At 73.0% G+C, this 12,815-nt stretch carries 11 protein-coding genes; 4 read left to right on the top strand and 7 right to left on the bottom strand.

Features of this window, described 5'->3' with window-relative positions; translation table 11 throughout:
• Position 1: 1 nt before the first annotated feature.
• Entirely contained in the window at positions 2 to 1,390 is a 1,389-nt protein-coding gene (locus tag Pdca_RS15395) for a replication-associated recombination protein A (protein ID WP_085912043.1), read from the bottom strand.
• 36 nt (positions 1,391 to 1,426) lie between these two features.
• Positions 1,427 to 2,659: a hypothetical protein gene (locus Pdca_RS35595; protein ID WP_158092107.1), complete on the bottom strand. Its 1,233-nt coding sequence runs from the start codon at positions 2,657 to 2,659 to the stop codon at positions 1,427 to 1,429.
• 185 nt (positions 2,660 to 2,844) lie between these two features.
• Between Pdca_RS35595 and Pdca_RS15385 the strand changes: the two genes are divergently transcribed.
• From Pdca_RS15385 to Pdca_RS15375, 3 genes are all read left to right on the top strand, one after another.
• Positions 2,845 to 3,057, top strand: coding sequence for a hypothetical protein (locus Pdca_RS15385; protein ID WP_085912046.1), 213 nt, complete (start codon positions 2,845 to 2,847; stop codon positions 3,055 to 3,057).
• 81 nt (positions 3,058 to 3,138) lie between these two features.
• Positions 3,139 to 3,660, top strand: coding sequence for an Lrp/AsnC family transcriptional regulator (locus Pdca_RS15380; RefSeq protein ID WP_085912047.1), 522 nt, complete (start codon positions 3,139 to 3,141; stop codon positions 3,658 to 3,660).
• Positions 3,657 to 4,811: an aminotransferase class I/II-fold pyridoxal phosphate-dependent enzyme gene (locus tag Pdca_RS15375; RefSeq protein WP_085912048.1), complete on the top strand. Its 1,155-nt coding sequence runs from the start codon at positions 3,657 to 3,659 to the stop codon at positions 4,809 to 4,811. The genes Pdca_RS15380 and Pdca_RS15375 overlap by 4 nt, the downstream gene beginning before the upstream one ends.
• Before the next feature lie 69 nt (positions 4,812 to 4,880).
• Here Pdca_RS15375 and Pdca_RS15370 read toward each other — a convergent pair whose 3' ends face one another.
• Positions 4,881 to 5,102 (bottom strand): DUF397 domain-containing protein, encoded by a 222-nt coding sequence (locus tag Pdca_RS15370; protein ID WP_085912049.1) that lies wholly within the window; start codon positions 5,100 to 5,102, stop codon positions 4,881 to 4,883.
• Between the two features lie 98 nt (positions 5,103 to 5,200).
• Here Pdca_RS15370 and Pdca_RS15365 point away from each other — a divergent pair, with 98 nt between their 5' ends.
• Positions 5,201 to 6,115 (top strand): SAM-dependent methyltransferase, encoded by a 915-nt coding sequence (locus Pdca_RS15365; protein ID WP_307724016.1) that lies wholly within the window; start codon positions 5,201 to 5,203, stop codon positions 6,113 to 6,115.
• A gap of 42 nt (positions 6,116 to 6,157) precedes the next feature.
• On the opposite strand, the gene Pdca_RS15360 is transcribed toward Pdca_RS15365, so the two are convergent.
• The 4 genes from Pdca_RS15360 to Pdca_RS15345 all read right to left on the bottom strand — a co-directional run bounded on the left by Pdca_RS15360 (position 6,158) and on the right by Pdca_RS15345 (position 12,712).
• The gene (locus Pdca_RS15360; RefSeq protein WP_307724015.1) at positions 6,158 to 6,991 is read right to left on the bottom strand and encodes a helix-turn-helix domain-containing protein; all 834 of its coding nucleotides are present in this window, start codon (positions 6,989 to 6,991) and stop codon (positions 6,158 to 6,160) included.
• A gap of 252 nt (positions 6,992 to 7,243) precedes the next feature.
• The gene (locus tag Pdca_RS15355; protein ID WP_085912052.1) at positions 7,244 to 8,437 is read right to left on the bottom strand and encodes a hypothetical protein; all 1,194 of its coding nucleotides are present in this window, start codon (positions 8,435 to 8,437) and stop codon (positions 7,244 to 7,246) included.
• Positions 8,438 to 8,631: 194 nt separating this feature from the next.
• A complete protein-coding gene (gene aspS / locus Pdca_RS15350; protein WP_085912178.1) occupies positions 8,632 to 10,476 on the bottom strand; it encodes an aspartate--tRNA ligase in 1,845 nt (614 codons plus the stop codon).
• A 67-nt stretch (positions 10,477 to 10,543) separates the two neighbouring features.
• Positions 10,544 to 12,712 carry an intein-containing Rv2578c family radical SAM protein gene (locus Pdca_RS15345; protein ID WP_085912053.1) on the bottom strand — a complete coding sequence of 723 codons (2,169 nt, stop codon included), beginning with the start codon at positions 12,710 to 12,712 and terminating at the stop codon, positions 10,544 to 10,546.
• Positions 12,713 to 12,815 lie beyond the last annotated feature (103 nt).

Genomic DNA, 12,815 nt, shown 5'->3' with positions numbered 1-12,815 from the left:
TTCAGTCCCCGCCGCGGACGACCCGGCGGAGCTTCGGGACGCGCTCGGCGAGCGTCCGCTCGAACCCGCGGCCGGACGGTGTGTAGTAGTCGGTCCCGACCACGTCGTCCGGCGGGTACTGCTGACGCAGGACGCCGTCCGGGTCGCTGTGCGGGTAGCGGTAGCCGACCGCGTTCCCCAGCTTCTGCGCCCCCGCGTAGTGCCCGTCCCGCAGGTGCGCCGGCACCCCGCCGACCTTGCCCGACCGGACGTCGGCCATCGCCGCGTCGATCGCCGCGATGACGGCGTTGGACTTCGGCGCGGTCGCCAGGTGCACGGTGACCTGGGCCAGCGCGAGCCGGGCCTCCGGCATCCCGACGAGCTGCACGACCTGTGCGGCGGCGGTCGCGGCGGGCAGCGCGGTCGGGTCGGCGAGGCCGATGTCCTCGGAGGCGTGCACCATCAGCCGGCGCGCGATGAACCGGGCGTCCTCCCCCGCGACGATCATGCGGGCGAGGTAGTGCAGGGCCGCGTCCGGATCGGAGCCGCGGATGGACTTGATGAACGCGCTGATGACGTCGTAGTGCTGGTCACCGGCCCGGTCGTAGCGGACGGCGACCTCGGTGACCGCCCGCTCGACGGCATCGAGATCGACCACCGACCCGCCGGCCCCGAGCACCCCGTCGGCGGCGGCCTCGAGCGCGGTCAGTGCCCGGCGGCCGTCGCCGGCGGAGAGCCGGACCAGCGCGTCCTCGCCCTCCGGGGCCAGCTCCACCGAACCGTGCAGTCCGCGCTCGGAGGCCACCGCGCGCCGCAGCAGCTGCCGGACGTCGTCCTCGTCGAGGGACTGCAGCTGGAGCACCAGCGACCGGGACAGCAGCGGCGACACCACCGAGAACGACGGGTTCTCCGTGGTCGCGGCCACCAGCAGCACCAGCCGGTCCTCCACGGCGCCGAGCAGCGCGTCCTGCTGGGTGCGGGAGAAGCGATGCACCTCGTCGATGAACAGCACGGTCGCGGTGCCGCTGCGGTCACGCCTGCGCCTGGCCTCTTCGATGACCGCCCGCAACTCCTTCACCCCTGCCGAGAGCGCGGAGAGCGCGACGAAGTGCCGGGCGTTCGCGGCGCCGGGTCCGGCGGTACCCGCGCCGGCCATCAGCCGGGCGAGGGTGGTCTTGCCGGTGCCGGGCGGGCCGTAGAGCAGCACGGACGCCGCCGCGCCGCCGTCGAGCAGGCGGCGCAGCGGCGCACCGGGCTTCAGCAGGTCGGCCTGGCCCACGACCTCGTCCAGGCTCCGCGGGCGCATCCGGGCCGCCAGTGGGGCGTCCGGACGCGGGCCGTCGTCCGGCCCGTCGCCGGAGCCGTCCGCCCCTGGACCGGGATCGATGTCGAACAGGCCGTCGGTACTCATCGCCGACCAGCCTGCCAGGGACGGGCCCGTGGGCTTCTAGGCACGCTCCATCTCGTCCGCGAGGACGGGGGTGTGCACCGGGTTGTGCTCGTGGAACCGGTTCTCCGCGTAGGTGACGACCGCGACCGCGGCGGACACCGCCCCGATCGGGATGAGCAGCAGGTAGTAGACGACCTGAGCCAGCACGGTGCTCGCGAACGCGAACGGCATGGCGATCAGGCCGACCAGCACCCCGGCGACGATCGCGGCCAGCACCGTCAGCGCCCCCCGGCCGAGCACCGCGAAGAACCGCTGGTTGACCAGCGTGAACATCCGGCTCATGCCGCCCCGCTCCACGGCCACCACTCCGGCGAGCGAGCCGAAGAACACGGTGGCCAGGTAGATCCCGGGGATCAGCAGCAGGAACATGCCGATCAGGACGAGCACGCCCGCGAGGAAGTACCAGCCGACCGCGGCGAGCCCGCGATCCTTCACGAACGCCCAGACCTGCTGTGGTTCGTAGGGACGCCCGGCGGCGTCCCGCACGATGACGAAGACCGTCGCCAGCATCCCGAAGGTGCCCAGCACGACCGTCAGCACCGAGGTGACCAGGTTCGCCGCCCCCAGGGAGACGACGCTCCCGAAGGCCGGCAGCGCGCCCGATTCCGGCTCGACCCCCAGGCCGAAGAGCAACAGCGCGGCCTCCAGCAACCCGATCGGCACCCAGACCGCGGCCTGGATGACGAACAGTGGCTTCCAGCTGCGCTGCACCACACCGACGATCTTGGAGAACCAGTCGCTCAGGGAGAACGGGACCAGCGGGTCCGGTGAGGTCCCCGTGGTCGCCGCCGGGTAGCCGGCCGGCTGCTGACCAGGGTACCCGCCGTACTGCTGGCCGGACGGGTACGGCTGCTGGCCGTAGCCGCCCTGCGCCTGCCCGCCGTACTGGTCCTGGGCCCCGTACTGCTGACCGCCGTAGGGCTGCTGCCCGTACGGCTGCTGACCGTAGGGCTGCTGACCGGCGTAAGGCTGCTGGCCACCGTAGGGCTGCTCGCCGCCGCCGTAGGGCTGCTGGCCGCCGTACTGCTGCTGGCTGTAGGACTGTTGACCGTAGGGCTGTTGGCCGCCGTAGGGCTGCTGACCGTACTGGTCCTGCGGCCCGGGCTGCTGCGCTCCGTAGGGCTGCTGCCCGTGCGGCGCCTGATCGCCGGACGCCGAGGCGCCTGAATCGTCCGACGGCCCCCCGGCCCCCTGCTGCGGGTCCCCGCCCTGTGACGGCTCATTGCTCATGCGCGCGGACACTAGACGTGCGACCAGTGGTCACACAGCGAGTTCACCGGGTCGCACCCGATTCGTGACCTGGGCCGGGTGCCGCTCCAGGTGATCGTCACGGACCCCGGATCGTCGCCGGAACGCAACTCCGGTGACCCGCACGGTCACCCTCCGGCAACACGGCCGGGGCACCCTCATGGGGCATGGACACGATCCTCGGATGCCCGCTCTGCACCCGGCCGCGAACCGCCGCCGACATCCACGGCCTCGCCTGGAGCAGCCACCACGGCCCCGGCGGGGTCGTCTTCGTCTGCGGCCCCTGCACCCGGGCCCACCTCGTCGACCTCGAGTGCGGCCTGATCGACCCGGCCGACGCGAGGACACCGGCACCCGGCCGGGTGGCCAGGGCGGCCTGAGCCGCCCCGGCGGAGTCGGGTCCGTCACCGACGGCGTGGTGCCGGGCTCGGAACACCGGGGGCCGACGTAGGGTCGGACGCGTGCGCGAGATCCTCGAGTTGCTCGAACGGGACGCCTCCCTGAGCCACGACACCGTCGCGACCATGCTCGGACTTCCGGTCGAGGAGGTCGACGCGCGGATCGCGGGCTGGGAGCGGACGGGCGTGATCCGCCGGCATCGGGCCGTCGTGGACTGGGCCCGCTACGAGGACGGCACCACCGACGGCACGCTGGCCGGTGCCGGGCGGGCCGGTGCCCGGGTGACCGCCTTCATCGACGTCTCGGTGGAGCCCGCCCGCGGGGTCGGTTTCGACGACGTGGCGGCCCGCATCTCCCGGTTCGAGGAGGTCCGCGACTGCTATCTGGTCTCCGGCGGGCACGATCTGCGCTGCACGGTCGTCGGGCCGGACATCCGGGCGGTCAGCGACTTCGTGTCGCAGAAGCTCTCCACGATCGACCGGGTGCGCTCGACCGCCACCCACTTCGTGCTGGCGACCCACAAGCGCGACGGCGACTCGTTCGCCGAACCGGAGGCCGACCACCGGCTGCCGGTGACGCCGTGAAGCCGCTCAACAGCACGATCACCGCCATCCCGCCGTCCGGGATCCGACGGTTCTTCGACATCGCCGCGGAGATGGACGACGTCATCTCGCTCGGCGTCGGGGAGCCCGACTTCGTCACGCCGTGGCGGATCCGCGAGGCCGGGATCTACGCGCTGGAGCGCGGCTACACCACCTACACCGGCAACGCGGGCCTCCCCCGGCTGCGCGAGCTGATCTGCGCCGACCTTGCGTCGCGGTACGACGCGCGCTACGATCCGGCCACCGAATGCCTGGTCACCACCGGCGTCTCCGAGGGTCTGGACCTGGCGCTGCGGGTGCTGCTCGACCCGGGCGAGGAAGTGATCGTCCCCGAGCCCTGCTACGTCGCCTACCAGCCGTGCGTGTCGTTCGCCGGCGGGACGCCGGTGGGCGTCCCGACCCGGGCCGAGGACGGGTTCGCGATCGACGTCGCCGCGGTCGAGGCCGCCGTCACCCCGCGGACGAAGGCGATCCTGATCGGCTCGCCGGCCAACCCGACCGGTGCCGTGCAGCCGCCCGAGGTGCTGCGCGCACTCGTCGCGCTCGCCGAGCGGCACGATCTCTACCTGCTGTCGGACGAGATCTACGACCGGCTCACCTACGACGGCACGCACACCTGCCTGGGTGCGGTGCCCGGCGCGCGGGAGCGGACGGTGGTGTTGGGCGGCTTCTCCAAGGCCCAGGCCATGACCGGCTGGCGGGTCGGCTGGCTCGCCGCCCCGGCGCCGATCGCCGAGCTGTGCCTGCGGGTGCACCAGTACACGATGCTCTGCGCGCCGCACGTGTCCCAGATGGCCGCGGTCGAGGCGCTCAGCAACGCCGAGCCGGACGTCGCGGAGATGGTCGCCGACTACGACCGCCGGCGGCGGGTGTTCGTGAAGGGTCTGCGCGAGGCCGGATTGGAGTGCCCGGAGCCGGCCGGCGCGTTCTACGCGTTCCCGAGCATCCGGTCCTCCGGGCTCGACGCGGAGACGTTCGCGGAGCGGCTGCTGCGCGAGGAATCGGTCGCGGTGGTGCCGGGGACGGTGTTCGGCCCCTCGGGTGCCGGTCACATCCGGTGCTCCTACGCGACGGCACTGCCGCAACTGGAACAGGCCGTGGAGCGGATCGGGAACTTCCTGCGGCGCTTGTGAACGACCGCGGGTGCCGGTCGTCGACCGGCACCCGCGGACTCGTCTCGCCCCGGGCTCGGGGCGCCGGATTCAGGGCGCGATCAGGTCGTCGAACTCCCCGTCGTGCACGCCCTGCAGGAACGCCGTGATCTCGGCCCGGGTGTAGGTCACGTACGCACCGCCCGGCCGGGTCGAGTTGCGCACCGCGGCGCCGCCGTCCGGCAGCGGTGCGACCTCCACGCAAGCCCCGTTCGGGTTGCTGCGCAAGCTCTTCCGCCACTGAAGGCCGTCCGGCAGATCGATCTCGTTCATCGGTATCCCTCCCGACGTTCTGGACTGATGCAATTGCAACCGTAGCAGTCATTCGCTCCGCCGTTCGCCGATTGCGACACCTCCGGGCGGCGGCCCGGATGCGCGCTGCAACCGCTACCATCGGCACGACCGGGCACCGTCGTGCACGATCGGGGCCTGGCCCGTCGGAACGGTCGAGCAAGGGAGCGTCGCAGGATATGGATCGAGCGCGATCGGTCACTCCGTCCGAGGTCGACGTCAGTACTCCGAGCGTGGCTCGGATGTACGACTTCTACCTGGGGGGCAAGGACAACTACGAGGTCGACCGGCAGGCCTGTGCCGCGCTCTCCGAGGCCGCCCCGGGCACCGCGGCGCTCGCGATCAACAACCGCCGTTTCCTCATCCGGGCCGTCCGGTACCTCGCCCAGGAGCACGGGATCCGGCAGTTCCTCGACCACGGATCGGGCCTGCCCACCCAGGACAACGTGCACCAGGTCGCGCAGGCGGTCGACCCGGCCGCGCGCACGGTCTACATCGACAACGACCCGATCGTGCTCGCCCACGGCCGCGCCCTGCTCGAGCAGGACGACGCGTCGACGGTCGTGCAGGCCGACGTCCGCGACTTCGCCTCGATCTACAGCGATCCCGAGGTCACCCGGCTGCTCGACTTCAGCAAGCCGACCGCGGCGCTGTTCCTGTCGTTCCTGCACTGCATCCCGGACTCCGACGATCCGGCCGGCCTGGTCTCCGACGTACTGGACCGGCTGCCGAAGGGCAGCGTCGTCGTGATCTCGCACCTGGCGAGCAACGACCCGGAGGTGCGCCGCAGCCTCACCGACATGATGCTGGCCAACACCGGGGGCAACTGGGGCCGGGTACGCACCCCGGACGAGGTCGAGGCGATGTTCGGCGGGCTGTCGGTCGTGGAGCCCGGCATCGTCGAGGTGTCGACCTGGCACCCGGACGACGTCGCACCGGAGGTCCAGGCCACCAAGGAGTGGATCGAGTACGGCGGGGTCGCGTTCAAGAACTGAGCGCGCGCTGCGGTCCGGCCACCCGGGAGACCGGGTGGCCGGTCACCACATACCGCGCAGCGACGAGATCATCGCCTGTGAGCGGCGCGGGGTGAGCGCTGCCGCGGCGAGCCGGTCGATCAGCACCAGGTAGGTCTCGACGTCGGAGCGCTTGTCCAGGTACAGCGCGCTGGTCAGCTGCTCCAGGTACACGATGTCCGGCAGGTCGGCGTCGGCGAACCGCAGCAGGATGAACGGCCCGCCGGTCGCGGCGGCACCGCTCTGGTTGAACGGCAGCACCTGCAGCGTCACGTTCGGCAGCTCGGAGACCTTCAGCAGGTGCTCCAGCTGGTCACGCATGGCCTGGTTGTCACCCATCGGCCTGCGCAGCGCCGCCTCGTCGATGACCCCCCAGTACTCGGGCGCCGACGATCCCTCCAGGATCTGCTGGCGCTCCATCCGCAGCGTCACCCGCCGGTCGACCTCGTCCGGCGGGGCCGGGCGCCCCAGCTCGATCACCGCCCGCGCGTAACCCTCGGTCTGCAACAGGCCCGGGACGAATTGCGGCTCATAGGTCCGCATCGTGACCGCCGCCTGCTCGAGGCCCACATAGGTGGTGAACCAGTCCGGCATCGTGTCGCTGAACGGCTGCCACCAGCCCGGCTGGCTGGCCCGCTGCGCGAGGATCAGCAGCTCCGCACGCTCGGTCTCGCCGATGTTGCCGTACAGGGTCAGCAGGTCGGCGACGTCGCGCTGCTTGAAACCGACCCGGCCGGACTCCATCCGGCTGATCTTCGCCTCGGAGCCGCGGATCAGATCGGCCGCGACCGCCCGGGTGACGCCGGCGGCCTCGCGGAAGCGTTTCAGATGCGTCCCGACCAGGATGCGCAATGCCACCGGACCGGTGGCGGACTCGGCAGCTGCCGAACCGCTCGGACGAGACTCGCCGGAACCCATCAACCACCCCGGAACGTGGACGGACGTGTACGGAGAGTGTGTCATGCCGCGCGGGTAGCGCGGCCCAGGCTCCCCCGGGTGACGATCATCTCACGATCGGACACGCCGACACGCCACCCCGGTCCCCCGCGCGTCGGGGAAGCGGACCGGCGGTAGGCCCGGGACCCGCTCAGCGGCGTCCGGGCGCGGGCGCTACCGCTCGGCGCTACGGAACGCCGGGAAGACGGGCAGCTCGGACGGCGCGTCCGGGAACCGGTCGTCGAGCGCGGCCACGACGGCGGCGGCCAGCTCCACGGACGCCGGCCGGTCGGTGGCCGCGGCAGCGAAGCCCTGCCAGTAGTGCCGCAGCGCGGTGCTGATCCGCGGGGACCGTCCGGCGTCGCGCCCGATCGGCCGGTCGCGGTGCAGCACCAGGGGCAGCAGCAGCCACGTCGACCACCACACCCAGAGCAGGTGTGCGTCGGTCAGCCGGGATTCCAGGAGCTCGGTGTCGTCGAGCTCCGGCCAGACCGGGGCGACCTCGGCACGCCAGGCGTCGAGCATCTGCTCGCGCACCACGGACGGCAACGCGAAACTGGCTGCGCACCCCGGGAACGGGACCCGGACGTAGGCGGCGTCCAGCACGACGTCCCGGAAGCAACCCCACTCGAAGTCGACGAACCGCACGCCGCGGCTGGTGACGAGGTTGTTGTCCGGGCAGGTGTCGGACGGGCTGAACGCCCTGAACCCGGTCCCCCCGAGCAGCCGGATACCGCCCCTGGCCTCCAGCACCGCCATCTCCGGCACCTCGACACCGACCGCGTCGGCGAGGAGCTCGGGCAGTCCGCCGAGCGCTGCCCGGGCCTGGTCGGCGATCGGGTCCCGCCGGACCTTCTCCCCCAGCCGTCGCAGCAACGCCCCGAAGTCACCCTCCCGGCCTGCGGTGGCCGCCTGCATCCGGCCGAGCCCCCTGGCCCAGCCGAGCAGGCAGATCCGGGCCGCCTCGCGATCCGGGCCGAACAGCTTGTCGGCGAGCGTCATGCTGCGGCCGAGGTCCTCGAGCACCAGCAGCCGCTGCTCCGGATCGTGGGCGATGATGACCGGGCTGGGCCGGACGTCGCTCGGCAACGCGGTGAACAGCTGGCAGGACGCGACCTCGTAGCGGTACGGATCGGACGCGATCGGCTCGTCGTCCGGGCTGGGCGGCGCGTACTGCTTGATCACGACGCTGCGCCGGTCCGAGAACGGGTTCTGTGCCATCCTCGCCCTGGCCACGACCGAGCGGCCGCTGCCGCCGAGGTCCTCCGGCTCGGAGAGCTCGACGTCCGAGCCCGCGCGCCGGGACAGCAGCCGCGCGGCACCCGCCATCGCCGCGACCGCGCCGGGAGTCGCCTGCGGATCGGTCATCGCCAGCGAGCCTACCCCTCGTGACGGACGTGTTCCTCGTTACGGACGTGCTCGGAGCCCGGTCCCGGAGCCGACCGGGGCCGTGCGGAGCCACGCCGGGTCGGGCCGAGGTTGCGCCAGGTCCGTGCGGAGCCGCGCCGGGTCCGGCCGGTGGCCCGCCACGTGCGGCGGGCCACCGGCGGTCACCGAATTGCTCAGGCGGCAGGGCCGGGCTTCTCCGGGGCGCCGCCACCGGTCTCCCCCGGCTTGCCGGGGGCCGAGCCACCGGGCGCCGGCCCCGCCGGACGCGCGTCCACGCCGGCCTCCTTGCGCTGGCCCGCGGTGATCGGGGCCGGCGCCTGGGTCAGCGGGTCGAAACCGCCGCCGGTCTTCGGGAAGGCGATGACCTCGCGGATCGAGTCGCTGCCGGCGAGCAGCGCGGTGATCCGGTCCCAGCCGAACGCGATGCCGCCGTGCGGCGGGGGGCCGTAGGAGAACGCGTCGAGCAGGAAGCCGAACTTCTCCTTCGACTCGGCCTCGGACAGCCCCATGATCTCGAAGACCCGCTTCTGGACATCGGCATCGTGGATACGGATCGATCCACCGCCGATCTCGTTGCCGTTGCAGACGATGTCGTAGGCGTAGGCCAGTGCGCTGCCCGGGTCCTGCTCGAAGGTGTCGATCCAGTCCGGGGTGGGCGAGGTGAACGCGTGGTGCAACGCGGTCCAGGCGCCCGCGCCGACGGCGACGTCGTCGCTGTCGGCGGTCGACTCGAACAGCGGGGCGTCGACGATCCAGACGAACGACCAGGCCGAGGTGTCGATCGCGCCGATCCGTCGCGCGATCTCGCCGCGGGCGGCACCGAGCAGCGCACGGGCCTCCGACGGGGTGCCCGCCGCGAAGAAGATGCAGTCGCCGGGGTTCGCGCCGGTGGCCTCGGCCAACCCGGCCCGCTCGGTCTCGGACAGGTTCTTCACGACCGGGCCGCGCTCGTCGACGGAGCCGTCCTCGCCGATCAGCACGTACGCCAGCCCGCGGGCACCGCGCTGCTTGGCCCACTCCTGCCAGCCGTCGAGCACCTTGCGCGGCTGCGACGCCCCACCCGGCATGACGACGGCGCCGACGTAGGGGTTCTGGAAGACCCGGAATCCGGTGCCGGCGAAGTAGCCGGTCAGCTCGGTGAGCTCGATGCCGAAACGCAGGTCCGGCTTGTCGGAGCCGTAGCGGGCCATCGCCTCGGCGTAGCTCATCCGCGGGATCGGGGTCGTGATCTCGTGCCCGACCAGCTTCCAGAGCGCGACCAGCACCCGCTCGGCGAGCGCGATGACGTCGTCCTGCTCGACGAAGCTCATCTCGATGTCGAGCTGGGTGAACTCGGGCTGCCGGTCGGCGCGGAAGTCCTCGTCCCGGTAGCAGCGCGCGATCTGGTAGTAGCGCTCCAGGCCGCCGACCATCAGCAGCTGCTTGAACAGCTGCGGGCTCTGCGGCAGCGCGTACCAGGATCCGGGGCGCAGCCGGGCGGGCACCAGGAAGTCGCGGGCGCCCTCCGGGGTGGACCGGGTGAGGGTCGGCGTCTCGACCTCGATGAAGTCCTCGGCGGCCAGCACGTCGCGGGCCGCCTTGTTGACGTCGCTGCGCAGCTTCATCGCCGCGGCCGGGCCGGGCCGGCGCAGGTCGAGGTAGCGGTGCGTCAGCCGGATCTCCTCGCCGACTCCGCTGTGCTCGTCGATCGGGAACGGCAACGGCGCCGACTCCGACAGCACGGTCAGCTCGGTGACGGTGACCTCGATGTCGCCGGTCGGCAGTTCCGCGTTCTCGTTGCCGGCCGGGCGCGCGACGACGGTGCCGACGACCTGGACGCAGAACTCGGAGCGCAGCCGGTGCGCGCGCTCGGCCATCTCGCCCTCGCGGAACACCACCTGGGCGGATCCGGACCGGTCGCGCAGGTCGATGAAGATCACGCCGCCGTGATCGCGGCGGCGGGCCACCCATCCGGCGAGGGTCACGGTCTGGCCGGCGTTCTCGGCACGCAACGTGCCGACGGGGTGGGTTCGCATCACGGCGGTCAAGGCTATCCGCACACCCGCGCGGGTCTGCGACCAGGCTGACGGTCCGGCCGGTCCGGCCTCAGATCAGACTCAGCTGGCCCTCCCGCGGATCGGGCGGCGCCGCCGGCGCGGGCTCGTGGCGCGTCCATCCCGGGTCCCGCGGGTTGGGCTCCGGCCGGTCCAGACCGTGCCGCGCCAGCAGTGGCGCCACCCGCCGGGCCAGCGCCTCCCGGTAGTCGCGGCCCGCGTACGCACCGCGCCGGTAGAGCCGCTCGTAGCGCGGCAGCAGCGCCGGGTACTCCCGGCCCAGCCGGGCGAGGAACCACTCACGGGCGCCCGGCCGCAGGTGCAGCGCCAGCACCGTCGCGCCGCTCGCCCCGGCCGCGGCGATCTCGCCGAGCAGCGCATCGAGTGCCTCCTCCGAGTCGGTCAGCCACGGCAGCACCGGCGCGACCATCACGCCGCAGGGCAGGCCTGCGTCGGTGATCCGGCGGACCAGGTCGAGCCGCGCCCGCGGGCTCGGCGTGCCGGGTTCGAGCCGGGACTGCAGCTCGCGATCCAGCAGCGCGACCGACACCCCCACGCCGACCCGGACATCGGTGTTCGCCGCGGCCAACTCCGGCAGATCGCGAGCCAGCACGGTGCCCTTGGTCAGGACGGAGAACGGTGTTCCGGACCGGGCGAGCGCGGAGATCACCCCGGGCATCAGCCGGTACCGGCCCTCGGCCCGCTGGTACGGGTCGGTGTTGGTGCCCATCGCGACGTGCTCGCGCCGCCACCCCGGCCGCGCGAGCTCCCGCTCCAGCACCCGCGCGACGTTGACCTTGACCACGATCTGCGAGTCGAAGTCCGCGCCCGCATCCATGTCCAGGTAGGTGTGGGTGTTCCGGGCGAAGCAGTTGTGGCTGACCACGCCCGCGGCGACGAAGTCTCCGGTGCCGGTCGTGATGTCGAACATCGGCACGATCTCGCCGGTGTCGTGCACGTCGAGCACCCGGGGCGCACCGTCCGGCGGCTCCTCGACCAGCGCCCCGGCCACATCCCGGACCCGGGCCACCGCCGGATCCGCGATCGCGACCAGGCGCAGCTGTTCCGCGGCCCCGCCGAGCACCCGCAGCGCCCGGCCACCCGGCCGGCCGGTCGATTCGGAGGCGACCCGGAACCCGAGCCGGCGCAGCGCGTCGACCGTCGCCCGGGTCAGCCGCTCGTCGCCGGGCGTGATCCGCAGGACCCCCGCGGAGACCTCGCCGCTCGCATCGAGCACTCCCCCGAGGAACCCGGCGGACCAGCCCGGCCCCGGATGATCCGGCCACGCCGTCGGCGAGGGGGCCGGGCGGTGCAGCACCCGGGCATCGGAGACCTGCGCGACAGGTGCCGCGTGCCGGGCACCCTCCGGCCAGGCGCCCACCGGTGCGGCGCCCACCGGTGCGGCGCCGGTGCCGGACGCGCCCCCGAGATCCGCGCCGGTCGCACCCGTAACGCCCGCGCCGGTGCCACTCACGACACCCGCGCCGGTGCCACTGACGACGCCCGCGCCGGTGGGGCCACCCTCGCTGCCCGACGTGAGCAGGTGGTGCGCCCGGGCCAGCGCCTCCAGCTCCACCCATGCCGACGGGAACGGTTCCACGGACTGCCTGCTGCGGACCGCATCCGCCCGGACCAGCCCGCACAGGTACCCCTCGGCCCAGCCCGCCGGGTGACGCTCCGCGGGCATCGCCGCCGACCCCGGCCCGACCAGCGCCGATCCGACGGTCAGATGTGGCCGGTCCGCCGAGGAGCGGCACCGCCCGGGACGCACGTGCGCCCAGCCGCCTCGGGTGAGGAACCGGTGATCGGCCGAGGTGACCAGGACGGTGCCGTCGTCGAGCGTCACCCGCTGCGCGCGGCGCCGGGTCGACCAGTGGGCGAGCACCGGGGTGCGCACGAACCGGCGCCGGCCGCGCCCGTCGGTGACCGTGCCGATCACCTCGTCGCCGGGGCGGAGCTCGGCGATCGGCCGGGACCCGCCACCCGCCGTGAGCACCGGGGTGTCTCCACGTAAGCAGTAGGTACAGGCGTGCGCACACCCGCGGTACGGGTTCACCGTCCACCCGAACGGCACCGGCGACGACGACGGCACCCGGTTCAGCACCGAGCGCGCCTCCACCTCGTGGAAGACCACCCCCGCGAACTCCGGGGTCCGCACCGAGCGCAGCAACCCGCGCATCCCCGGCAGCGCCGCATCCGCCCCGACACCGTCGATTCCCACCTGCTGTCCGCTCCACCGCACGCCGATTATTCGAACACAAGTTCGAACCCGCGGCAACCGGTCGTCGCCCGGCGGTGCCCTCCGGGCGAGCACCGGCCCGGCG

Origin of the sequence: Pseudonocardia autotrophica, assembly GCF_003945385.1 — a bacterium.
In the GTDB taxonomy this organism is placed as follows: Bacteria; Actinomycetota; Actinomycetes; order Mycobacteriales; family Pseudonocardiaceae; genus Pseudonocardia; species Pseudonocardia autotrophica.
Note: the sequence above shows the minus strand (reverse complement) of the source record. Positions and strands in the feature narration are given on the sequence as shown.